Annotated in this window: 24 protein-coding genes; 3 read left to right on the forward strand and 21 right to left on the reverse strand. The window is 46.2% G+C overall.

The window, feature by feature from the left end:
* Positions 1 to 168 precede the first annotated feature (168 nt).
* Positions 169 to 747, forward strand: a complete 579-nt coding sequence (locus DPF91_RS00635) for a YceI family protein (RefSeq protein WP_117232499.1) — start codon at positions 169 to 171, stop codon at positions 745 to 747.
* 47 nt (positions 748 to 794) lie between these two features.
* Here the strand turns inward: DPF91_RS00635 and DPF91_RS00640 are convergent, their stop codons facing one another.
* From DPF91_RS00640 to DPF91_RS00720, 16 genes are all read right to left on the reverse strand, one after another.
* Positions 795 to 1,256: a TetR family transcriptional regulator gene (locus tag DPF91_RS00640; RefSeq protein ID WP_117232500.1), complete on the reverse strand. Its 462-nt coding sequence runs from the start codon at positions 1,254 to 1,256 to the stop codon at positions 795 to 797.
* A gap of 167 nt (positions 1,257 to 1,423) precedes the next feature.
* Entirely contained in the window at positions 1,424 to 2,359 is a 936-nt protein-coding gene (locus tag DPF91_RS00645) for a GGDEF domain-containing protein (RefSeq protein ID WP_117232501.1), read from the reverse strand.
* 809 nt (positions 2,360 to 3,168) lie between these two features.
* Entirely contained in the window at positions 3,169 to 3,630 is a 462-nt protein-coding gene (locus DPF91_RS00650) for a TetR family transcriptional regulator (protein ID WP_117232502.1), read from the reverse strand.
* 181 nt (positions 3,631 to 3,811) lie between these two features.
* Positions 3,812 to 4,285, reverse strand: a complete 474-nt coding sequence (locus DPF91_RS00655) for a TetR/AcrR family transcriptional regulator (protein ID WP_117232503.1) — start codon at positions 4,283 to 4,285, stop codon at positions 3,812 to 3,814.
* 2 nt (positions 4,286 to 4,287) lie between these two features.
* On the reverse strand, positions 4,288 to 4,782 hold the full coding sequence (locus DPF91_RS00660) for a TetR/AcrR family transcriptional regulator (protein ID WP_117232504.1): 495 nt from the start codon (positions 4,780 to 4,782) through the stop codon (positions 4,288 to 4,290).
* Positions 4,783 to 4,949: 167 nt separating this feature from the next.
* The gene (locus DPF91_RS00665; RefSeq protein ID WP_117232505.1) at positions 4,950 to 5,393 is read right to left on the reverse strand and encodes a low molecular weight protein-tyrosine-phosphatase; all 444 of its coding nucleotides are present in this window, start codon (positions 5,391 to 5,393) and stop codon (positions 4,950 to 4,952) included.
* Between the two features lie 41 nt (positions 5,394 to 5,434).
* Positions 5,435 to 6,811 carry an O-antigen ligase family protein gene (locus DPF91_RS00670; RefSeq protein ID WP_117232506.1) on the reverse strand — a complete coding sequence of 459 codons (1,377 nt, stop codon included), beginning with the start codon at positions 6,809 to 6,811 and terminating at the stop codon, positions 5,435 to 5,437.
* Between the two features lie 843 nt (positions 6,812 to 7,654).
* On the reverse strand, positions 7,655 to 8,116 hold the full coding sequence (locus tag DPF91_RS00675) for a hypothetical protein (protein ID WP_117232507.1): 462 nt from the start codon (positions 8,114 to 8,116) through the stop codon (positions 7,655 to 7,657).
* Between the two features lie 58 nt (positions 8,117 to 8,174).
* Positions 8,175 to 8,615 carry a VanZ family protein gene (locus DPF91_RS00680; RefSeq protein WP_117232508.1) on the reverse strand — a complete coding sequence of 147 codons (441 nt, stop codon included), beginning with the start codon at positions 8,613 to 8,615 and terminating at the stop codon, positions 8,175 to 8,177.
* Positions 8,603 to 9,325 (reverse strand): hypothetical protein, encoded by a 723-nt coding sequence (locus DPF91_RS00685; RefSeq protein WP_117232509.1) that lies wholly within the window; start codon positions 9,323 to 9,325, stop codon positions 8,603 to 8,605. Before DPF91_RS00685 ends, DPF91_RS00680 begins: the two co-directional genes overlap by 13 nt.
* A complete protein-coding gene (gene galU / locus DPF91_RS00690) occupies positions 9,326 to 10,198 on the reverse strand; it encodes a UTP--glucose-1-phosphate uridylyltransferase GalU (RefSeq protein ID WP_117232510.1) in 873 nt (290 codons plus the stop codon).
* A gap of 926 nt (positions 10,199 to 11,124) precedes the next feature.
* Positions 11,125 to 11,412, reverse strand: a complete 288-nt coding sequence (locus DPF91_RS00695) for a type II toxin-antitoxin system RelE family toxin (protein WP_117232511.1) — start codon at positions 11,410 to 11,412, stop codon at positions 11,125 to 11,127.
* Entirely contained in the window at positions 11,402 to 11,653 is a 252-nt protein-coding gene (locus DPF91_RS00700) for a type II toxin-antitoxin system Phd/YefM family antitoxin (RefSeq protein WP_117232512.1), read from the reverse strand. The genes DPF91_RS00695 and DPF91_RS00700 overlap by 11 nt, the downstream gene beginning before the upstream one ends.
* 756 nt (positions 11,654 to 12,409) lie before the next feature.
* A complete protein-coding gene (locus DPF91_RS00705) occupies positions 12,410 to 12,751 on the reverse strand; it encodes a hypothetical protein (RefSeq protein WP_117232513.1) in 342 nt (113 codons plus the stop codon).
* A gap of 605 nt (positions 12,752 to 13,356) precedes the next feature.
* Positions 13,357 to 13,812: an N-acetylmuramoyl-L-alanine amidase gene (locus DPF91_RS00715; protein ID WP_241033729.1), complete on the reverse strand. Its 456-nt coding sequence runs from the start codon at positions 13,810 to 13,812 to the stop codon at positions 13,357 to 13,359.
* Entirely contained in the window at positions 13,797 to 14,189 is a 393-nt protein-coding gene (locus tag DPF91_RS00720; protein ID WP_117232516.1) for a hypothetical protein, read from the reverse strand. Before DPF91_RS00720 ends, DPF91_RS00715 begins: the two co-directional genes overlap by 16 nt.
* A 316-nt stretch (positions 14,190 to 14,505) precedes the next feature.
* Between DPF91_RS00720 and DPF91_RS00725 the strand changes: the two genes are divergently transcribed.
* Together DPF91_RS00725 and DPF91_RS00730 are read left to right on the forward strand one after the other, a co-directional pair.
* A complete protein-coding gene (locus DPF91_RS00725) occupies positions 14,506 to 15,585 on the forward strand; it encodes a helix-turn-helix domain-containing protein (RefSeq protein WP_117232517.1) in 1,080 nt (359 codons plus the stop codon).
* Between the two features lie 96 nt (positions 15,586 to 15,681).
* Positions 15,682 to 16,008, forward strand: a complete 327-nt coding sequence (locus tag DPF91_RS00730; RefSeq protein ID WP_117232518.1) for a hypothetical protein — start codon at positions 15,682 to 15,684, stop codon at positions 16,006 to 16,008.
* A 308-nt stretch (positions 16,009 to 16,316) separates the two neighbouring features.
* On the opposite strand, the gene DPF91_RS00735 is transcribed toward DPF91_RS00730, so the two are convergent.
* The 5 genes from DPF91_RS00735 to DPF91_RS00755 form a co-directional block, all read right to left on the reverse strand.
* Positions 16,317 to 17,297, reverse strand: a complete 981-nt coding sequence (locus tag DPF91_RS00735) for an acyltransferase family protein (protein WP_117232519.1) — start codon at positions 17,295 to 17,297, stop codon at positions 16,317 to 16,319.
* A 233-nt stretch (positions 17,298 to 17,530) separates the two neighbouring features.
* Complete coding sequence (locus DPF91_RS00740; protein ID WP_117232520.1) at positions 17,531 to 18,334, reverse strand: undecaprenyl-diphosphate phosphatase; 804 nt, start codon at positions 18,332 to 18,334, stop codon at positions 17,531 to 17,533.
* A gap of 464 nt (positions 18,335 to 18,798) precedes the next feature.
* Entirely contained in the window at positions 18,799 to 19,779 is a 981-nt protein-coding gene (locus DPF91_RS00745) for a DHH family phosphoesterase (RefSeq protein WP_117232521.1), read from the reverse strand.
* 43 nt (positions 19,780 to 19,822) lie between these two features.
* The gene (gene cysC / locus DPF91_RS00750) at positions 19,823 to 20,461 is read right to left on the reverse strand and encodes an adenylyl-sulfate kinase (protein WP_117232522.1); all 639 of its coding nucleotides are present in this window, start codon (positions 20,459 to 20,461) and stop codon (positions 19,823 to 19,825) included.
* A gap of 107 nt (positions 20,462 to 20,568) precedes the next feature.
* Positions 20,569 to 22,311 (reverse strand): SLC13 family permease, encoded by a 1,743-nt coding sequence (locus tag DPF91_RS00755; RefSeq protein ID WP_117232523.1) that lies wholly within the window; start codon positions 22,309 to 22,311, stop codon positions 20,569 to 20,571.
* Positions 22,312 to 22,330: the final 19 nt, after the last annotated feature.

Below are 22,330 nucleotides of genomic sequence, written 5' to 3' on the forward strand. Positions count from 1 at the left end.
CCAATCTCATTAATGAGATGTCCAGAAATAGCCGTGATTGATATGAGTCTCATCGACGCAAAGCCAACAAAGTCACCATTTATTGTCCATTACGCCAATAATCAAAACTACAAACCTCAAGATTTGGTCAATACTTAGCAAGGTTTTACTCAATCACAGGAAAGAACGATGAAAAAGGCCGGAACCCTACTCTCACTTCTTATGGCGACCACGAGTTTTTCCACCATCTCCGCCAGTTATTATCAAGTGAATGAAGAACTCTCAACCGTTAACTTTGCCACCATCAAAAAGCAGTACATTGTCGAGCCGTCTGTTATCACAGGAGTCTCAGGCCAGGTCGGGGATGATGGAATGTTGATGATAGAAATTCCTCTCAGTTCACTCGATACCGGTGTATCGATCCGAAATGACCGACTCAACGATCTATTCTTCAACAATAAACAATTTCCGAACGTAGAAGTGTCCGCCAAAGTCCCAGACGAGGTAATGAAAGAGGGGGATATGGTGATGCAGAAAATGGTGCCAGCGTCGGTCAAGCTCTATGGCCAGTCAATGGATGTGATCTTTACCGTCAATATCATGAAATCAGGCGATCACATGATGGTCTCTACCGTTAAACCAACGGTGATCAACGGCCTTGATTTTGGCATACCAAAAGAGAGTTTAGAAAAAGTGTCCAACACCGTTGGCGATATTGCGATATCAACCAGTGTACCGGTCAATTTCTCGTTGGTGCTGAAGAAATAGCCATCAATCCCTCTCTTTCTCTGTTGTGCTGCAAGAGAGGGAAAACTCTAATCGTTCATGAGGTAGCAAAAGGTTCGGCCGAAGACTTGATGCGCTACCGTTTCATCATTAAAGACTTGGGTAATTTTTGTCTTAAAACGTTCAACTCCGACTTTGGCTGGCTCCGTCGATTTCACTTTAGCCGCTTCGACAAACATTACTTCTAAAATACGACGAAATCGAACATCATTTTCATTCTCTAATGCGCGCATCCAAGAGGCTTCGAAGTTGTCTTTAGAGGACCAATCTAGAAACTCAGAAATGATTGGGCCAATCTTTCCTTCCCAAGCTAGAGGGAAATGGTCACTGGTTGGAAAGTATCGTTGAATCGTACTCTTTGTCGTTCCAAAGCGTTTTGCAATTTCTGCATAAGTAACCGCTTGAATCCCCTCATTCCAAAAAATATCCAAAATGATTGCATTCAGTTCTGCCTGTTTACGAGCTTTTTCTTCAGTAGATATACGAGCCATAAATTCCTCAGAGACATAAAGTACGACATTCCATAAGAATACATGCTGCTTTCTTGATTTAGAACATCATTCCGTTAAATGTTACACTTTGAAACGTTAGAGAGAGAAGAGTAAAAAGCGGCTTATTAAATGTATTCGACAAGGTGAGGGTTTCTCGCCCTATATCTTTATGACCAAGAATAATCAGAGACCGAAGAAAACATCAATGTGTAATCGAGACGGGGCCCTTTTTCCTGCTCATTAGGTTCACTACTCTGCTTTGAATCAAGCTTTAACTTATACATGTCTTGGTCGGCTCTTTTGATCAAGGATTCTATCGAGTTCAGCTCTTGGGCAACCGAAATAGACATACCCACACTTAGACCAATACCCAGCTTAGAAAGCAGCGGTTGATTCTTAAGTTGAGCGGTTAGCAGCGCCTTAAATTCTAGAATGTCTTCATAGCTATCTGAGTAGTAGATACCGACAAACTCATCGCCGCCAAGACGACCATTAACACCGACCCCTTTGAAGGTGCGGTTGAACACGTCACCTACCTGACAAAGCACCGCATCCCCAACATCATGACCATGCTGATCGTTCACCTGCTTGAATTTATCTACATCACCAAAAAACGCTGCGACATAGCGAGCACCCGAGTGCAGCTTGGCCTTCGATTTGGTCAGCAAGGCTTTGCGGTTCAAGCAGTTCGTGAGTGGATCGTGCTCGGCTTGGTATCGCACTTCCTCATCAAGCGCCAACTTTTCAAGTGCCGTGGTGTAGAAAGCTGCCAGCATTTGCAGTCGCTGCGCATCATCGCTCGATTCGCTGCCTACCTTGTTCACCACCAGCTCACCAAAGTGGCGACCTTGACTCGAAGTCAAAGGTGCAGAAAGTTGCTGCATATACGACTGGCGTGCCAGTTCGTAGCTTGATAATGATTGCTTCAATGTGCTCAGAGATTGAGTGGAACGACGGATTAAAACAGTCGCGTCGTTAAACCACTGCTTGGCGAGGTCAATCACTCGCTGGTTGAGCTCTTCACTATCCATACCCAAAGAAAGGTCAGTAAAAAGCTGATTGATTTGCTGATAAGCCGATAATAAAGATTGTTGTTGATTCATGTCTGCTATATGCGTTTATTTTAGTTAAGCACTAACATGATATCCATATGCGTACCAAGTACCCTTTAGTTGATATAGTAAGCGTAATTGACGACACGATCAACAATAAAGCGTACGGATTACCCTAAAAATTTCATACGAAAGTTTAGGGGCAGATTTTAGAGCGCTTCGCTTAAGAACGGACCCTACACTGACCCCGACCACCTAGCCTGATTTGAGCACCAAACCGGGGGGCAGAATCACCGCATGATTCCGTGCATTCAATGCGTTCAGAGCTGACTGCAACTCTGCCCCCATTCTCGAACCTGCTCTTACTCCTCCCCTTTTTCACCGAACTATTGAGATCAACGATGCTAATCCAAGGGGAGGCTGGGAGGGGTTGCGAGTGATGGAAGTAAGTCTTACTTGGGGTCAAAGTCACCGCATGATTCCGAGCATTCAATGCGTTCAGAGCCGACTGCAACTCTGACCCCATCCACGGAACCCGCTCTTACTCCTCCCCTTTTTCACCGAACCATTGAGATCGACGATGCTAATCCAAGGGGAGGTTGGGAGGGGTTGCTAGCGATGAAACCAAACCTTACTTGGGGTCAGAGTCACCGCATGATTCCGTGCATTCAATGCGTTCAGAGCCGACTGCAACTCTGACCCCATTCTCGATCATGCTCTTGCTCCTCCCTTTTTCACCAAAGCATTGAGATCAACTATGCCAATCCAAGGGGAGGCAGGGAGGGGTTGCTAACGCCGGGCACACCCGACACTGACCCCGACCACCAAGCCTGATTTAAGACTTGTGAAGTGAAGTGGCTTTAGTTCTTGATCAAGAAATAGAACGTCTTACCGAACAGCTCGTCAGCAACGCTGCGATCACCAAAGGCTTCTGCGATTTTGCCGATAAAGCGATCGACACCGACGCCAGTTTGAGGTGATGGGGTTTCACGAAGTGTTTCGTGGAAAAGTAGCTCTAAAACACGGCGAAAGCGCAGGTCTTCTTTATTCGATAGCGCATCCATCCAAGACTGCATAAACTTATCTTTCGAAGACCAATCCAGGTGGCCGGCGATGATCGGCATCACCTTACCTTGCAGTGCCAAGCCAAAGTGTTCGTGGCTTGGGTAGTAACGCTGAATAGCGCTCTTCGTTGTACCAAAGCGCTTCGCAACTTCCGCGTAAGAAACCGCGGGCCAGCCTTCGTTCCAAAAAATATCCAGAACGATTTCATTCAACGCTTCTTGCTTACGAGCTCTTTCTTCTGCAGTAATCTTTGCCATAGGTAAGTGACCAATTATCAAACTTAATTTAACTGTAGACCTCGTTTGAAATGTTTACGAGGTACGCTTTGCAGTTAAATTAACACATTCATCAACCAGTTTAAGGTTTATAAAGTCATGATTTGGTCAAATGTGACAGGAGTCGGTCAATATAGACCGAGCAATAGAGTAACAGAGAGTATTACGCGGCTACTTGTGTGTCGATACAGGCGATCATTAATCCACCAATTGCGCGTTTCGTCAATGGCTCGGTTTGCTCGGCACCAAAGTGTTTAGTAATGAATTTGCGCAAGTTCTTTAAGCCAGCTTGCGCTTGACGGCCATTCAAACCAATCAATGAATCCTTCACAATCAGCTCAAAGGTGTTCCTAAACAAAGGATCAACAGCGTTCGCAATCCATGATTGTAAAAAACGCTCTGGGCACTGCTTGTCAAAACGATCGGCAAATAGAGGGAAAGTTCGACCTTCTATGGCTTCTAAAAAATCCATACGCGTTGGATAGTAGCGTTGAATCGTACTCTTAGTACCACCAATTTCCGTTGCAACACGCTGGTAAGTCACCGCATTCCAACCTTCTGTGCGAAACACCTGCCACACAATATCATCCAATGCCTGCTTCTTTTGCGCTCGTGCTTCTCTTGTGATTCTAGCCATTCTTACTTACTCACTTCCTTCATATCCTCATTTACCTTTGCGTCCGCTGTATTTACGATCAATCCGCCATACATGTCGTATATCAACTGCTCTGCGGTTGCTTCCGCAAAGTGTTGGTTCAAAAATCGTCGCAAATTTTGAGTGCCATGTGCCGCAAATTGATTACCTGTTTGCTCAACGGCAGTGCTCAAAGCCATGCTAAAAACATTTGCGAGATGAGGGTGCTCCATCGCAGAAAACCACGATTCAAGTAGCGCCTCTGGACTAGACGTGTCGAGCTGTTCAGCCAGTAGCTTCATTGGTCGGCCACGAATCCCATCTAGAAAATCGTCTTGCGACGGATAGTAACGCTGCATAGTGCTTTTCTTGCTGCCAAACTCATCCGCCAAACGCTGATAAGTGATCGCATCCCAGCCTTCGTTAGTGAAAATTTTCCAGATAAGATCATCAAGTACTTGCTTGTTCTTATCACGTTGTTCTTGGGTAATTCGAGCCATAACTTCTTAATTAATTGTTCAATCGGGGTCAGTGTCTAGTTTGTGCCTTGCTGCAAGTACAGCAAAACCATCGGAGTTCTCTGATGTTGAGGCTGCATGTAGTTTTGACACTGACCCCAGTTTGAGTGCTATATGCGAAACGTTCTAAACGTCTGTACGTTTCCCACTTATCGCAGCTTATTCGCCCACGCATGAGCCGCACGATAGATGCGCTGATACGCCAACTGAAACGCTGCCATGTCACGCTTATATGGGTCGGTAATGGTGGCATCACCGCTCCACTGCCCGAACAGCAACGTTTTACTGCGAGCGTTCGGTACAAGATCCGCAATCAAATCAATGTGACCCGACTCCATCACCAAAATCAGATCATGCTCATCACAAAGCTCTTGCGTTAATTGCTGTGCTGAGTGAGTGCTGAGATCGAGCCCCACCGATTGAGCGATTTCTTGAGAGTTGCCATCCGCTGCATTGCCAACCAGGTTACTCTTCTCAACCATGATGCCCGCAGACGCAATCTGCTTATTAGGCAGAAGGTCAGCCAGCAAGGCCTCACCCAAAGGCGAGCGACAGATATTGCCAATGCAGACAACCAAAATCTTATTAAACATAGAAAAACCTATTCGTTAACTGAGTCGTTAAAGCCAAGGCCCTAACGACGAGCAATCTTGATGCTTTGCGTACAACCCGTCATCACTAAGATCAGGATGAAGGTCATCGCATTTGCTGGGGCTTGCAGATTGAAATCAACCGAGATGTGCATCAACATGCCAATCAACGCAATCAAGCAGCCTAATGCCAAGCCTCGTAGCGTTTTGCTGTTGCGTTTTCTCATCGAGCGAATCGCAATGATCACCGCCCAAATCCACATCAAACCCAACATGGCCGTAGCAGGGACACCCGCTTCTACTGCGAACTGTAAATAGTCATTGTGGGCATGGTCATAAAAACCAATATTGAAATCGGCATAGCGAGGGAAGATGGAATAGAAGCTCCCCATACCCGTGCCGGTTACTGGGTATTCTTCGACAATCGGCAGTGACCACTGAATCACCTCATCACGCGTCTCTTTGAGTACCGAAGTTTGCTCTAAGCGATCTTTCACTTTATCCAAGCCAAACACGGTGCCAACCACTAAGGTATCCACCAGAATCAGACTCACGATGAGCGGGACCAAAGCACGCGGTTTGTCTTTGAAGAACAGCAACGCCACCACGCCACCCAAGGTAGTTGCAGCAAAAAACGCCGTGTTACCCATGCGTGAGCGAGTCATCACCAAGGCAATCACCATGATGATCAACGCCAAACGGACAAACATCTTGCGAGACACCAAGCCATCACTCCAACGGCGAATACGCTCATGCCAGCTACCCGATGGGCTGATATGCAGTTGAGAAACAATCAAACCTGATCCCACCGCCAAACACATCATTAAGTAGTTGGCTAAGTGGTTTTTATAGACGAACGACGCCGTCGCGATACCACTTTCTCTAAAGCCAAACAGCAGCGAGTATTTCCAACCCAATAGCACCGCCATCGCACCATAAAATGCCTGTAGTGTGCCGCTCACCACCAACGTCATTGCCAAAGTTTTCAGGCGAGCTGGTGTATGAATTAAGATCGCGGCATTAAAGGCCAATAGCGTATAAGTAATACCTTTCACCAGCGAGGTCGTCGAAGCATGAACATCGAGCGACAATGCGCCTTGGCTAGCGCCCGCGACTTGGTAGATCTCCGCTGTTGCTGGCGAAATTTGCGCCAACAGACCTAAATCTAACGGGATGATCTGCACGGCATTCCACACTTGGAACAGCGTCAATGGCACAAGCAACCAAGAAAAGCGCTTCAAGCGAGCAAATGGAAACGCACGCTCTTGCGGTAAGTAACTCACCGCCAGGCACAAGGTTTGGATTGCCACCATAATTTCGGCAATAGACCACGCCCACACGCGATTAGACGCCAGTGGAATCGGTAACCAAATTATCAATACCAGCAGCAAAGCGTAGCTGACTTTTTCAAAACGAATCATGACAAAACCAAAATAATAAATAACGAGTTATAGATGACGAGACGCTTCGCTACGGGTTAAAGGTAAAAGCGAACCCACTCCACTAAACAACACAAGATCCCCGATGTACTCGTCGCCTCGCGCTCGAGGATGACGAACTTAACTTGGGGTCAGAGTCACCGCATAATCCCGAGCATTCAATGCGTTCAGAGCCGACTGCAACTCTGACCCCATTCTCGAACCCGCTCTTGCTCCTCCCCTTTGTCACCGACCCATTGAGATCGACGATGCCAATCCAAGGGGAGGCTGGGAGGGGTTGCTAGCGATGTAACCAACCCCAACTTGAGTATCAAACCGGGGTCAGAGTCACCGCATGATTCCGAATATTCAATGCGTTCAGAGCTGACTGCAACTCTGACCCCGTCCACGAACCTGCTCTTACTCCTCCCCTTCACCACCAAACCATTGAGATCGACGATGCTAATCCAAGGGGAGGCTGGGAGGGGTTGCTAGCGAAGTAACCAACCCAACTTGAGTACTACACAGGGGTTAGAGTCACCGCATGATTCCAAGCATTCAATGCGTTCAGAGCCGACTGCAACTCTGACCCCCATTCTCGAACCCCTGCTTTTTAGCTCTTTCTATAGCGAAGCGTTCTATAGGACGGAGTCCGTTCTAAACTCTAAACTCTGCTCTCAAACGAAGTCCGTTCTTAAGCGAAGCGCTCTAGACTCTATTAAGCTGTTACGCTTCAGACCCATATCAATACGCACTTGATACCCATTGATTTGGCCCCGAAACAAAGCCCTGATTTCACCTCTCGATCAAACCAGAGCTTTGACACACAACCAATAAATCGGTCGATTAGTTACCAGAAACTGGAGAACCGTTACCACCGCCAAAGCTTGGAGTGCTTGGTGCTGGAGCTGCAGGTGCTTCAGGAGCACCACCAGATGCTGGTGTTTCAGCTACGTCTGTTGGGTCAATGCCCGCTGCAAGTGCAGCTTCAGTGATCGCGCTGTTTGGAACTTCCGCTACGCGAGCAACTTCAGCGATGTCAGCTGCTGCTTCAGGAGCTGCTGCCATTGCCGCTTTTGTTACTTCTGCCGCTGCTTCTGGGTTCGCTTTTACTACTGCTTCAACGATCGCTGCTGCAAGCTCTGGGTACTGAGCGATAAGCTCAACCACTAGCTCTTCAGCAGAAAGTGCAGAAGCGGAAACCATTTCTTGGATCTTTACAGAGTCCATTGCTGGTGCTGCGAACGTTGGTGCTGCTGCCACTGCTGCACCAAAAGCAAGGCTTACTGCCAATGCTTTTAACTTCATAAAACAACCTTATTATTGTTAACGTTTAACCAATGAACGCCGACAACGGCGCTCACGCCTATTGCGGGGTCACCCCACCTTTCTTTTCAGAGCAGAAAAGACGAATCCACAACAGGTAACACAGTGTCCCAAACCAAACTCCAGCAATATTGATGGACATATCTTCAAACGAAAACTCACGTAATGGACTAAATGCCTGCAAGCTCTCATCCAAAATCACCATCGCCAAAATGACTAAAGTAATTGGAGACACCATGAAAAATGGACGATTCAACCACTGAGGAGGGGTCGCCCATGATGCCACTAGGCCAAGACACGTAGACAGCACAGCGTGCAATGCCCAGTCTCCACCCAGAAACAACTCAGTTTCCCGAACTAGGTTGCCGTATACACCAAATGTTTTCGCCATCGACGCCAATCCACCCGCTAGCACAAGCACTAACAGAATTAAAGTTCTGCGGTTAAGCAACGCCGTCGCTTCAGGCTTTAGCTTTTGCATTCACGAATCTTAATGTTGTTAAAACTCAATAGACTGCATGCACGATGCTTATTGGGTGAACGTTGAATCACTCGGCCGATTTCTCGGTAACCCAGTCGGTAATCTCTTGGAGATAGCAAATACTGACTCGCCAACACCTTCTCTTCGGTGTTCAATTGCGGCCAATACGCTAGGTAGAACTCTAAACTCGCCAGCGCGACATCCTTTTCATAAGGGCCGAACTGCTGAGCGAGTTGATATTGCTGGGCGATGTCTGCTTTGGGCTTACCTTGTTGCCAAAGCGCGATCGCTTTTAGTAAATATTGATTCGACATAGTGGGACGACGCTGAATCGCTTGTTCAATCCATTCAGACGAATTTCCCACCACGGAATCGGGTTGTGCAGATTCTGATTGAGATAACAAATGATCAAACCAACGAGCAAAGCTTGCCACATACGTGAGCGTACTCGGGGTGTCACCATCCCAAGCCAATACGCTCTCCGTCAGCTGACGCGCATCCACCACAGAGGGTGCAATACCCTCTTGAACAAGGGACTCGACGCCTTTAATCTCGCTTTTAAGCGACAACACATACAGGTTGCCAATCGCCGCTTTGCCCGCGTAGCCCATCACCCCAACAGACAGCACCGCCAGGATGATCAACATCGCTAGCTTGCCAATCATTGAAGGCTTGGAATTGGTTTGAGTTTGTTTATCAGTATCAGACATTTATCCGTCTTGCTTCTCTGTTGGCGCTTTCTTCAGCTCCACTTGCGAGTCTTGAAGATAAAGGTTCTGATAGCAGTAGTTGGTTGCTTCGATGTAGCCATCAACGCTCCCGCAGTCAAAACGCTTACCCTTAAATTTGTACGCAATCACACAGCCTTCATCGGCTTGCTTAAGGATTGCATCGGTAATTTGGATTTCACCGCCCTTACCTGGAGTGGTGTTTTCGATGTGCTCGAAGATGTCCGGCGTTAGGATGTAACGACCGATGATCGCCAGGTTGCTCGGCGCTGTGCCCGGCTCTGGTTTTTCCACCATGTCCGTGACACGAATAAGGTCATCACTCAGGTGCTCACCAGCAATCACGCCATATTTGTGTGTTTCATCGGCTGGCACTTCTTCGACCGCAACAATGGTGCAGCGGAACTGCTTGTACAAGCCAACCATCTGCGCCAATACGCCTTGGTCTTCGTTCACACATAGGTCATCTGCCAGAACCACAGCAAACGGGTTATCGCCCACCAGCTCTTTACCCGTTAGAATCGCGTGACCTAAGCCTTTCATTTCACGCTGACGAATGTAGGTAAAGTTCGCACCATCAATCAGTTCACGAATGTCATCCAATAGCGTCTCTTTGTTAGTGCCATTGATTTGATGCTCTAACTCGTAGTTCTTATCGAAGTGATCCATCAGTGAGTTCTTACCACGACCCGTTACAATCGCCATGCTGTTCATGCCAGCTTGAATGGCTTCATCAACGCCATATTCAATCAGCGGTTTATTCACCACCGGCATCATCTCTTTTGGCATCGACTTCGTTGCAGGTAAAAATCGCGTGCCGTAGCCCGCAGCAGGAAACAAACAATGTTTGATCATGAGAACTCTTCTTTTTATTTTTTGTGTACTTCATACACAAAACTAGCGCAAATATACAGAACACCACACCAAACGTAAAGTTGTGTGCAGCATGACGTTGTTAAAACATTCAGAATATTTAGGTTGGATGCAATGCCGAGTGGCAAACGTGCAAGCTAGTCCTGTAGCGTAATTAACGGGTCAAATCCATGACTCACCAACCAACAATGTTCAGTACTAGCCTTTAAGTGAATAAAGGAAGGTAATGCAATGGAGCGCATTATACCCAATGAGTACTATGTACGCAAATAAAAGTAACAGGATTTGCAGAGAATTTTATAATTGGGGTACAAGAGGTATCCAAAAGTGGTCATTCGCTGGCTAAACAAAGCGCAAGATCCCATTCTCGAACCTGCTCTTACTCCTCCCCTTCATCACCAAACTATTGAGATCGACAATGCTAATCCAAGGGGAGGCAAGGAGGGGTTGCTAGCGATAAACCAAACCCTACTTGGGGTCAGTGTCTAGAACACACATAGCCTCAACAACAGTTAACCTCGAAGTATTCCAGCGCCGAGCAAGCTCGACACTGACCCCGTCCTCGAACCCGCTCTTGCTCCTCCCCTTCATCACCAAACTATTGAGATCGACAATGCTAATCCAAGGGGAGGCTGGGAGGGGTTGCTAGCGACAAAACCAAACTCTACTTGGGGTCAGAGTCACCGCATGATTCCGAGCATTCAATGCGTTCAGAGCTGACTGCAACTCTGACCCCATTCTCGCTTCCCTGCTCTTTAGCTCTTCCTATAGCGAAGCGTTCTATAGGACGAAGTCCGTTCTAAACCCTAAACTCTGCTCTTAAACGAAGCCCGTCCTGCAAGCGAAGCGACCTAGAACCTGCTCTTTCAACTCTGACCCCATTTACGGAACCAGCAACGAATCCCCCACTACAAAAACCTTGAGGCTAACTTTTTGTAGACAGCATCCTTATCGCGCTTACCAATAGCTAGCACAACGACGACGATTTCATCGTCAATTACTTCATAAGCCAAGCGATATCCAACTGTGCGTAACTTGATTTTGTAGACAGAATCATAACCACGCAACTTAGAAGATGGGACATGTGGATTTTCTAGGCGTTCTTTTAATTTCTTTTTGAACTGACTCTGAATTGGTGGAGCAAGTTTGCTCCACTCTTTCTTTGCAGCGGGCAGAAATTTAAGTTTATAAGTCATCGATATCGACTTCTACAGCTTCAGATAACTCACCACGACGACTTTCTACGACTTTCGAAAGTTCGTAGTCATCAAGCATATCCATTAGAAACTCATAGGTTTCTGCAGGAACAAGATAAGCAGCGGGCTTGTTGTGATTTAAAATAGCAATAGCAGCACCGTCAGCTTCATTAAGCAAAGCTGTTGGGTTCTTCTTTAATTCAGAAATACTTGCTGAACAATCAGCTAAAACTTGTCTCATATCAACACCAATTAACACACTTAAATAAGAGCTAATTTTAGACCTTATTTTGACTCTTAGCGAGACATTTTCGATTTAAGGATGAAGCCGCCTACTTGGGGTCAGAGTCTAGAACGCACATAGCCTCAACAACAGTTAACCTCGAAGTCTTCCCCATGTCTTCAATACCTAGCACACCCGACACTGACCTCATTCTCGAACCCGCTCTTACTCCTCCCCTTCACCACCGAACCATTGAGATCAACAATGCTAATCCAAGGGGAGGTTGGGAGGGGTTGCTAGCGACAAAACCATTCCCTACTTGGGGTCAGTGTCTAGAACGCACATAGCCTCAACAACAGTTAACCTCGAAGTATTCCAAATACTTTCAGTGCCGAACAAACTCGACACTGACCCCGTCCACTTAACCCAAATTGAACACCAAACCCGCTCTTGCTCCTCCCCTTCATCACCAAACTATTGAGATCGACAATACTAATCCAAGGGGAGGCTGGGAGGGGTTGCTAGCGACAAAACCATTCCCTACTTGGGGTCAGTGTCTAGAATGCACATAGCATCAACAAAAGTGAACCAGGAAGTATTCTCAAAGCTTTCAACACCGAGCATACCCGACACTGACCCCGTTCTCATTCCCCTGCTTTTTTAGCTCTTCCTATAGCGAAGCGTTCTATAGGACGAAGTCCGTTCTAGACTCTAAACTCTGCTCTCAAATGAAGTCCGTCCTGGAAGCGAAGCGATCTAAATCTGCTTTAAAATCTATGTTCTGCCCTTCACCACACCACCTGTCAGGTACAAACCAATCGCGGCCAACACCGGATAACCGAACGCTTCATTAATCATCTCGCCCAATGGTTTCCACTCATAACCATGCATGCAACCTAAGATCACCACCACATGAAGTGAGACATAGGGAATAGTAAACAACAACACAATGTAACGTTGCACCAACTTAAACGGCTCATACGCTTTCAACAGCGCCAGTTTGTGCTGCGCTTTCTCTTCATCAGTAAAAAACATCGCATCTCCTGTGTCGGTTAGTGCATCTAAGCTTTTATCAATCGTCGATTGACTGCCAAACATACGTCCAAATAAAGTCATTAAACCTCCATGGTTATTGATTTCGGAACTGTTGATAAACCCCACTTGGGGTCAGAGTCACCGCATGATTCCGAACATTCAATGCGTTCAGGGCCAACTGCAACTCTGACCCCATTCGAGAACTTGCTCTTGCTCCTCCCCTTTGTCACCAAACCATTGAGATCGACGATGCCAATCCAAGGGGAGGCTGGGAGGGGTTGCAGCGAAGAATCCGGACTCACTTGGGGGCAGAGTCACCGCATGATTCCGAGCATCCAATGCGCTCAGCGCTGACTGCAACTCTGACCCCATTCTCGAACTCGCTCTTGCTCCTCCCCTTAACCACCGAACCATTGAGATCGACGATGCTAATCCAAGGGGAGGCAGGGAGGGGTTGCAGCGAATAATCCGGACTCACTTGGGATTAATGTCTAGAATGTACAAAGCATCGACAACAGTGAACCACTAAGCATTCCCAATGCTTTCAACACCGAGCACGCCCGACACTGACCCCGTCCACCGAGTCCAACGTGAGCACCAAAACCCGGGGTCATTAATCTCGCTCTTTCATCTCTTTCTATAGCGAAGCGCTCTATAGGACGAAATCCGTTCTTAAGCGAAGCGCACTAAACTCTTTCCCCCCTAATCTTCATCACCGGGCACGCCTTCGCCACTCCCCAGTCTTTGTGCCCTTTTACGTTGTCATCGCTGATCTCAAACCGCTGTTGCAACTCACCAATCAAACCAAACAGTGCCTTTCTTTGCGCGAGAGTGAAGTTGTCCTCCGGTTGATGATTCGCATCCACACCACCGACCACACAGATTCCTATATTGCCCGTGTTATGCCCCTTCACATGTGCGCCGGTTTGATTCAACGGCCGCCCTATTTCCACCTCCCCACTTCGGCGAATCACAAAGTGATACCCCACATCGCGCCACCCTTTTGCCTTGTGCCACTGTCTTATCTCTTCCACACCAATATCTTGCGAGGCACAAGTCGCACTGCAATGCACCGTTATAAATCGAAGTGACCTATCGAGTTGGCTCACCCTCGGCTCCGCCACTATTAATGAACGCCTAATTCCGTCAATTGCTGCTTGAGCGCTTGGCAAAATGTCTCCTCCTGTTGTTGCAGCTCTGTATAGAGCCGCTTTCTCAATTGATCCGCCGGGAGCGAATTTCTATCACGAACCTGACGACAAAAGTCACTCACCGTTTTGGCATAACCCGGATGCGCATTCACATAGCGCAGATAGAGCACACAATAGCCAACCGGACTCGCCTTTCGAGCGCGGCTAAACGCCCAACACAAGTCGCTGTAGTCCACCCTATGCCAAAGTGAATCACCAACCGCACCATTCAAGCCATCAGAACAGAAAGGCGTGGCATAAGATTGACATTCCACACTCCCCGAACTCGGTTTATACATCGCAATAAACAAAGAGATGATTGCCTTCATAGAACTCCTTTTAGTTGAAAGAAAAAGTCGTTGTTAGAAGCCGCCGCTACAAGCGTTCGCAGCGATAAACGAAGGCAAAATAAACCGAAAAAAAGATTTAGGGGCAGAATAAGACCATGAAAAAAATAAGAATTTACAAAGATGAGAGGTCGCTCGAACAGCGTTCTTATATCCATGTATCGTTTGCATCGACAATACAACCTGGCTTAAAAAATCAACCATAAGTGCTAACTATTTGCACTTTTATCTGCCCCTAGATGCTCGAATCGTGTTGTTAATAGATTGTTATGCAACAACGCGATAAGGAATATCAATAATGAGCGTCCCGCTAATCCTCGCTTTCATGCCACTCAAAACCGGCTCAGCAACCAGCAAGTTAATCCTGCTCAAGATGGCAGACAACGCCGATGCGCGTGGTGTGTGTTTTCCCTCTTCTGAATACCTTGCCCAGTATTGTGAGGTGTCGCTGCGGACCGTAAAACGTCACCTCATTGCATTAGAGCAGCAAGGCTTTATTCGCCGAGTAAAACGCTTTGATGAGCGTGGCCGACAGCGCAGCATCTTATACCAACTGCGCATGCCAGAAGGTATGCACATGGAACAGAGCGATATCGAATCTGAATCAAACAAAACACCACACTTTAAGAAGGAAGAATGGAGCCAATCTGACACCCACCAGGGTGACAGAGTGACTAGCACAGAGGGTGACACAGTGGCACACATAACCTGTCATTTAGAACATAAAACAGGAGAAAGCGATGTTAATAAAGTCTCTGCACCAGAGAAAACCGGACACGCTAAGCAGCGCACACTCGCGTTGAGCGAATCGGATTCTGCCAGTTCCAAAGCCACATCCACAGCAACACCAACAGCATCGAAACAAGATCGCACCACAGAGGCATCATCCAAGCCCATCATGGCGCTACTGGCCAGTGAGGGCAACGCACCGATTTATCCAGAGTTCTACCACATACTCAAACAAAGCTATCCTGAACTGGATGTATTGCAAGAGCTTCACGCCATGCAAGCGTGGTTATACATCAATCCAGATAAACGCAAACCCATCGAGCACATTGGCCACTTTGTGAATGGTTGGCTACGCCGCAGCCGCCAAGCCAAAACCAACCATGCAAGGCTACGCTCGGCCAACAAGGTCAAATCCAATCCACGGTCAGAGCGAAAACCGAGACGTAACGATAGTACAAGCTCGGGAGAAGCATCGCGTTTTGATGCCAACCATCACCGTGACCTACTGGAATCAAGCAAACCCAAAGGCATGCTCAACATTGTCTCTAAGGCACTGGCTGAGTATGAGCAAGACGCTGCCCCTAACCCGTATCAAGCCAGGATTCAGGCTTTGATTGAAACAAAAGAGAAGTTAGAAGCTAGAGGCTAGAGGCTAGAGGCTAGAGGCTAGAGGCTAGAAGTTAGGAGCAAAAGAAAAAAGCAAAAACCGAATTAACAATATACAAAACTCAAAGGAGGAGAGAACATGGAAAACACCATCGCCCAAGCGACAATGACAGAAGCAGAAAAGAAGGCTGTGTTAACCGAAAAGATCACAAGGATTGTTAGCAGGATAAAGCAGTTCTTACAACTGCTGCTGCGCCACTACCCAAGGGCATTAACCCACGCAGAGATCAAACAGAAGTTCAACATCACCAGTGAGTCGACGTTTGTTTCTCACTTTCGCAACGCCAACATCTTCATCGATGTTCAAAAGCGCTATTGTGAGCAAACCAAGCAGCACTACTACCACTTGGGACAGCAGTTCATCCACGAGGTGCAACAAAGCCGCTACCTAAGAACGTGGCAATAGACAAAACCACACTCTCAACTTGGGGTCAGTGTCTAGAACGCACACAGCATCAACAACAGTGAACAACAAAGGACTCTCGGTATAATCAGCGCAGAGCACACCCGACACTGACCCCGTCCAACTAGACCAACTTAACCACCAAGCCCGGGGTCAGAGTCACCGCATGATTCGAACATTCAATGCGTTCGAAGCCAACTGCAACTCTGACCCCATTCACGAACTCGCTCTTACTCCTCCCCTTCACCACCAAAACATTGAGATCGACAATGCTAATCCAAGGGGAGGAGTGTGACGGTTATTGGGGAGGGTTACACTAACTTCTTCTTTGGCATACCTAAAAACAACACACGTGTAATATTATACTTTTTAAATGTGAGCTCAATTAAAATAGGGCCAATAACCCCCATAAATAAAGAAGCCATAAATAAGATATAAAAATACTCACCCAGACCAAGTTTTAACAAAACTATTCTAGAAAAAGCTGTAAAAAACACATGATACAAATATATAGAATAAGAATAAGAGCCTACACTAGCTAGTAACTTAGATTCTAACTTTAAAGCTAATAAACAAGAACAGGACAACATTCCTACTATCAATGGAAGTAATTCTCTTTTATTTGAATAATCTATAAACCCAAAATAAATCGCAGAGAATAACAATGTGATAGAAATCAAGATAAATGTGGAAGTTGTTTTGCTTAGATAACTAATTAATTTGTATCTATTAACACCCATACCTATTAAAAAATAAGGCATCAAATAGATCAACCCATTTAGCGAAAAGTACACTATGTTTATTGAGGACAAGTAAAAAGCAATAGAAATAAGCGTTATTAAAGCCCACTTACCAATACTTGAGAACATACTCGTTGCTTCTAGCATGACAACTATCAAAAACAATAGAAACAAAGACTCTATAAACCAAAAATGGGCTACAGGCAGGATATGAATAAGATACCAACTTTGAATGCTATCGTTTGAACCTGGTGTTAAATACTGTAAAACAGCAAAAGTTGTACCAACAAATATCATTGGTAATAAAAGTCTTCGAGCTTTTTTAATTATAAAATCACCAGCACCACTTAAAAATGGTCGAAAGCTATATACTAAACCAGATAAAAATGTGAATAATGGCATTCTGACATATGCCAATATGTCATTAAAATCTCTAACAAAACCATCTAATACTCTAAGCCCATTATAAGGATTAGAGCCAATTACATGATAACTAACGAGCAGTAGACAAGCTAAACCACGTAGCGTGTCAATCTGTAAATTTCTATTCATAAAAACCTTAAAATATAATATCTTTGGAAATTTAAAATTTAGAAGAAATAACTATATAATTAAGATCCTTTTTAGCCATCTCTTCAAGCTAAGTGTTATAAACGAAACTCTTTCGACACAGAGTCCGCCAATTTAAAACACCGCTCTTTCTCCTCCCCTTCATCACCGAACTATCGAGAACGACAATGCTAATCCAAGATGAGAGGTTAGCAATTAAACTGAATTACTTTTGACTAGCTAAAAACACCATCAACCCAACACCCAACACCCAACAGCAGGCGATACACCACAAACGGCGTCATCCCCATCTTAGAGATAAGCTTCAAAAAGAAGTGAATACACAAATAAGCCGCAATGAATGAGGTCACCACACCCACCGACAGCATATCCAACGCCACAGGCACATCACTCATCGCCAACTTCAAACCTAAGTAACTTCCCGCCAAACTAATAATTGGAATCGACATCAAGAACGAAAATCTTGCCGCTGCCTCACGAGTAAAGCCAAGATACAAGGCCGCCGTAATTGTCGCGCCCGAACGAGAAGTCCCCGGAATCAGCGCCATTGCTTGAGCAAGGCCAATTATCAAAGCTTGCTTCCACCCTGCTTGGTATTCATCCTGCTTAAAGCTGGCGGTTTTATCTACCCACCAAAGCAGCAATCCAAACAAAATTGTCGTTGTAGCAATTACCCACGCGCTGCGCAGATACAACTCAATCAAGTCATCTAACAACAATCCCAATACACACGCAGGAATGGTAGCCAGAATGATCAACCACGCCAGTTTAGATTCTTTATTGTGCTCACGCTGAAACACAGAGCCAAACCACGCAGTTAGCAGCGACATTACTTCCTTGCGGAAATAGATCACCACAGCCGCTAATGTGCCGACATGCACCGCGACATCAAACGCCAAGCCTTGGTCTTCCCAACCTAAAATAGCCGAGGGAAGGATAAGGTGTGCCGAGCTAGAGATGGGCAAAAACTCAGTAAGCCCCTGGATAAGGGCCAAGATAAAAGATTCGAAAATAGACATAGTTTTATTTAGTAAAAGTTAAGTTTAGGGGTTACAGCGAAGAATCCAGACTCACTTGGGGTCAGTGTCCAGAGCACACACAGCATCAACAACATCGAACAACAAAGGATTCTCTGTACCATCAGCGCAGATCACACCCGACACTGACCCCGTCAACCTAGCCCAACGCACACACTAAACCCGGGGTCAGAGTTACCGCATGCGCCCGAGCATTCAATGCGTTCAGAGCTAACTGCAACTCTGACCCCATTCTCGATCCTGCTCTTACTCCTCCCCTTAATCACCAAACTATTGAGAGCGGTAATGCCAATCCAAGGGGGGGGCAGGGACGGGTTGTTCGTGATTAATCCGGACTATCTTGGGGTCAGTGTCTAGAATGCGCATAGTACCAACAACAGTGAACTTCGAAGTATTCACAATACTTTCAGCGCAGAGCACACCTGACACTGACCCCGTCCACCAAACTAGTTCAAATAAAAACCGTTCAATGCATCAATAAACGCTTGTTTCTGCTCTAACGGCAACTGATTGATCCCGGCGGCGGCTTTACGCCCTCCCCCTGTTGGGAACTGAGTACACACCTCATCGGCACCGACACGATTGGTTAACGGCGCTCGCACACTCACGGTGTAATCTTCACCACTTGGATTCAGAGTAAGAACGGCATGCGCCTTACTTGGAGACAAGTTTGCAAGCTCATTGCCATATACGCCACTGGTGCGTCTTGCCCACGCTTGAGCAGGAAACTCATAGACCGCGCAGATATCGCTGTTATAGATTGGCACCAACGCATTGACGTTTTTATAGTCATCCTCATAACCTTGCTTTAAACGGTAATAAGGTGACGTAGGCTCATCAAGAAGTGCAAACGGGCTTGGGTAATTCAACAACTCACGATATAAATCAGCAGGCTCAATGTGCAAATCACTCAAACTCGCACCATAACCGTTGTAGTTAATCAGCGTACCAAGCTCTTTCAAGAACTCAATCTGCGCTTGAGTAAAACCATGTACATTCGCTAACGCCATTGCCGTCGAGATAAGGTTATCTCCAAACGCACCTGCAATCGCCCAAGCGACATACGGATTATCACCATGTGTATCTTCCAAATATTGGTGAATCAACAGGCTAGTACACACTTCAGAATCTAGATTAATCACGGCAGTAAGCTTGTCTGACGCTGGCACATCCCCCGTTCGGTGGTGATCACAATAGAACACCTCAATATCACGCTCTAGCAAGCTTTGTAACGATTCGATGTTTTTCTCCATTGAGATGTCCAGTGTGGTCACTGAACTCACATCATCACGTTTTGATACTTGGGCGAGTAATTTAATATCGCGTTTCACACCAGTGATCAACGTACTCTGTTTAGGCTGTGTCAGCCTTAATTGAAGCAATGCGATGATGCCATCGGCATCACCATTAAATACATCGTAATGCATGGGGTATCCTATGGTTGGATAGCTAGAAGCTAGAAGCTAGAAGCTAGAAGCTAAAATATTTACGCTCAATAAGCGCATCAACGATTTGCTCAGCACACTGCTCAATAGAGAACTCTGCCGTCTTAACATGAATCTCTGGATTCAACGGCGCTTCATAGTCCGAGCTGATACCCGTAAAGTTTTTGATTTCTCCGCTACGGGCTTTTTTATACAAACCTTTAGGGTCACGTGATTCGCAAACCTCTAGCGGCGTATCAATAAACACTTCCAAGAACTGGTCGTGTTCTAACAAGTCACGTACCTGTTGACGATCAGAAATAAAGGGAGAGATGAATGCCGTCAATACAATGGAACCCGAGTCAACAAATAACTTAGCGACTTCACCAATACGTCGAATATTCTCGATACGGTCAGCATCACTAAATCCAAGGTCTTTGTTTAACCCGTGGCGCACGTTATCACCATCTAACAAATAGCTGTGTTTACCCAATGCCATGAGTTTCGCTTCTACTGCATTAGCGACGGTAGACTTGCCTGAACCACTTAAACCGGTAAACCAAAGCACAACCGGCTTTTGTTTCTTTTGCTCTGCACGTTGCTCTGATGTGACCGTCGCATTGTGCCAAACCACATCACTTGATTTATCGGTAATATTTTCTTTGTTGTTATAAGGACTCGTCATAAAAAACCTATCACTGCTTAAACTGAAAACTGAAAACTGAAAACTGAAAACTGAAAACTGAAAACTGAAAACTGAAAACTGAAAACTGAAAACTGAAAACTAGACTCTTAAAACGGATACACAACAGGAATCATTAAAATCACCGTAATTGAATAGACAACAGAAACAGGCAAGCCCAGCTTAAAGTAGTCTTTCATTGTGTAATTACCTGCTGAATACACCATCAAGTTAGTTTGATAGCCAAAGGGCGACAAAAAGCTTGCACTGGCACCAAAGGCTACCGCCATAATGAACGGCATTGTATCGACACCAAACTGCTGTGCCGTGGTCATCGCGATTGGGAAAATGATCGCCGCGGCAGCATTGTTGGTAATCAACTCGGTCAACAACAGCGTTACCAAGAATACTCCAATAAACGCACCATACACCCCGTAGCCTTGGGTCATCGCTAACAATCCTGAACTGATGGATTGCGCCAAGCCACTGGTTTGCATGGCATTGGCGAGTGCTAACGCACTGCCGACCACAATGATAATCTCAAATGGAATACGGCGGCGAACGTACTGCACACTCAATACGCCACTTAATACAAGGGCACCCAACAGCAACAATAGCCCCTTTATAAGCGGTAACACGTTGCAAGCAGATAAACCGATCACAGCCGCAAACCCAGTTAATACCCATTGAGACTGACGTTTAGGCAACTCTTGCTGCTCACTGATTAACAACTCAGGGTTAAGCAGGACAAAGTTACGCTTTAGGTTGTGTCTATCTTTAAAATCATTACCGACGGTTAGCAACAACATATCTCCAGCTCTGAGTTTGATATTCCCTAGCCCACCAGAGATTTGGTGATCGCCTCGGCGCACGCCCAAGACCGATGCGTTAAACAGTGAGCGGAATTTCACTTGTTTGATGCTTTTTCCTACGCATACTGAATCGGGCAATAGAACGACCTCACAGGTATTGTTGCTGTGGCTCGACTCTTCTGTAGTTAACCCAACAACATCTAGCCCGTTTACCTGTTCTATGGTCGAGAGTGCTTTCACATCGCCACTAAACAGCAGGCTGTCTCCCTTCTGCAATACCTCATCCGGCGATACCACCGCAATCACAGCATCCCCACGAACGATTTCAGTGAGGTACAAATTGCCTAGTTCGCGTAGACCAGCATCGACAATAGATTTGCCGGCTAGCGATGACGAAGTCACTTTCGCTTCAAGAAAGTATTGATTACTGTGCTCTTGACCTGCTTGGTTGCTGATAGGCAGTAACTTAATCCCAATCAATAAACACACTAAACACACGAACAGCACGACAATGGCAATAGGCGTAGTAGTAAACATCGAGAGCGAGCGTAACCCATACTCTTCTGCAAAGCCTGAAACAATCAAGTTAGTCGAGGTGCCGACTAAGGTTAGCGTGCCGCCCAAAATTGAAGCGTAAGAGAGCGGCAATAAATAGCGCGATGCCTGATGTGCAAAATGGCTTTTGATGCAGCCCATAAGCGTGGCGACAACGGCAGTATTATTGGCAAAACCGGAGGTAACGCTTGCCACTACTAACAAACGTACATAATTCAACAACGGCGAGCCATTAAACAGCGCCTTGCCTAAGTGCTTCACATAATAGGTACGCTCCACCGCAAGGCTGCAAACAATCAGAAGCATTAAAGTAATGAGTGAATTATTGGCAAAGCCTTTTAGATAGACCTCTTGCTCGACCAGACCAAACACAAACAAAGCCGCGCCCGTTGCTGCGAACGCAAGCAATGGGCGAAGTTGAAACACCGCTAACGCAACCAATAATGCGATAAGCAAACCGGCGATGAACCATTGAGAATCAATCATATAACGACGTAAAGCCTAT

It is taken from the genome of Vibrio maerlii (assembly GCF_003415655.1).
Taxonomy (GTDB): Bacteria; Pseudomonadota; Gammaproteobacteria; order Enterobacterales; family Vibrionaceae; genus Vibrio; species Vibrio maerlii.

Bases quoted from the DNA above. Each gene is read 5' to 3' on its own strand.
- DPF91_RS00755 (WP_117232523.1), bottom strand. From the start codon at position 22,311: ATGATTGATTCTCAATGGTTCATCGCCGGTTTGCTTATCGCATTATTG.
- DPF91_RS00700 (WP_117232512.1), bottom strand. From the start codon at position 11,653: ATGAGACAAGTTTTAGCTGATTGTTCAGCAAGTATTTCTGAATTAAAG.
- DPF91_RS00745 (WP_117232521.1), bottom strand. From the start codon at position 19,779: ATGCATTACGATGTATTTAATGGTGATGCCGATGGCATCATCGCATTG.
- DPF91_RS00685 (WP_117232509.1), bottom strand. From the start codon at position 9,325: ATGTCTGATACTGATAAACAAACTCAAACCAATTCCAAGCCTTCAATG.
- DPF91_RS00725 (WP_117232517.1), top strand. From the start codon at position 14,506: ATGAGCGTCCCGCTAATCCTCGCTTTCATGCCACTCAAAACCGGCTCA.
- galU (WP_117232510.1), bottom strand. From the start codon at position 10,198: ATGATCAAACATTGTTTGTTTCCTGCTGCGGGCTACGGCACGCGATTT.
- DPF91_RS00680 (WP_117232508.1), bottom strand. From the start codon at position 8,615: ATGCAAAAGCTAAAGCCTGAAGCGACGGCGTTGCTTAACCGCAGAACT.
- DPF91_RS00705 (WP_117232513.1), bottom strand. From the start codon at position 12,751: ATGACTTTATTTGGACGTATGTTTGGCAGTCAATCGACGATTGATAAA.
- DPF91_RS00720 (WP_117232516.1), bottom strand. From the start codon at position 14,189: ATGAAGGCAATCATCTCTTTGTTTATTGCGATGTATAAACCGAGTTCG.
- DPF91_RS00735 (WP_117232519.1), bottom strand. From the start codon at position 17,297: ATGAATAGAAATTTACAGATTGACACGCTACGTGGTTTAGCTTGTCTA.
- DPF91_RS00670 (WP_117232506.1), bottom strand. From the start codon at position 6,811: ATGATTCGTTTTGAAAAAGTCAGCTACGCTTTGCTGCTGGTATTGATA.
- DPF91_RS00695 (WP_117232511.1), bottom strand. From the start codon at position 11,412: ATGACTTATAAACTTAAATTTCTGCCCGCTGCAAAGAAAGAGTGGAGC.
- DPF91_RS00640 (WP_117232500.1), bottom strand. From the start codon at position 1,256: ATGGCTCGTATATCTACTGAAGAAAAAGCTCGTAAACAGGCAGAACTG.
- DPF91_RS00645 (WP_117232501.1), bottom strand. From the start codon at position 2,359: ATGAATCAACAACAATCTTTATTATCGGCTTATCAGCAAATCAATCAG.
- DPF91_RS00665 (WP_117232505.1), bottom strand. From the start codon at position 5,393: ATGTTTAATAAGATTTTGGTTGTCTGCATTGGCAATATCTGTCGCTCG.
- DPF91_RS00650 (WP_117232502.1), bottom strand. From the start codon at position 3,630: ATGGCAAAGATTACTGCAGAAGAAAGAGCTCGTAAGCAAGAAGCGTTG.
- DPF91_RS00660 (WP_117232504.1), bottom strand. From the start codon at position 4,782: ATGGCTCGAATTACCCAAGAACAACGTGATAAGAACAAGCAAGTACTT.
- DPF91_RS00740 (WP_117232520.1), bottom strand. From the start codon at position 18,334: ATGTCTATTTTCGAATCTTTTATCTTGGCCCTTATCCAGGGGCTTACT.
- DPF91_RS00655 (WP_117232503.1), bottom strand. From the start codon at position 4,285: ATGGCTAGAATCACAAGAGAAGCACGAGCGCAAAAGAAGCAGGCATTG.
- cysC (WP_117232522.1), bottom strand. From the start codon at position 20,461: ATGACGAGTCCTTATAACAACAAAGAAAATATTACCGATAAATCAAGT.
- DPF91_RS00635 (WP_117232499.1), top strand. From the start codon at position 169: ATGAAAAAGGCCGGAACCCTACTCTCACTTCTTATGGCGACCACGAGT.
- DPF91_RS00675 (WP_117232507.1), bottom strand. From the start codon at position 8,116: ATGAAGTTAAAAGCATTGGCAGTAAGCCTTGCTTTTGGTGCAGCAGTG.
- DPF91_RS00730 (WP_117232518.1), top strand. From the start codon at position 15,682: ATGGAAAACACCATCGCCCAAGCGACAATGACAGAAGCAGAAAAGAAG.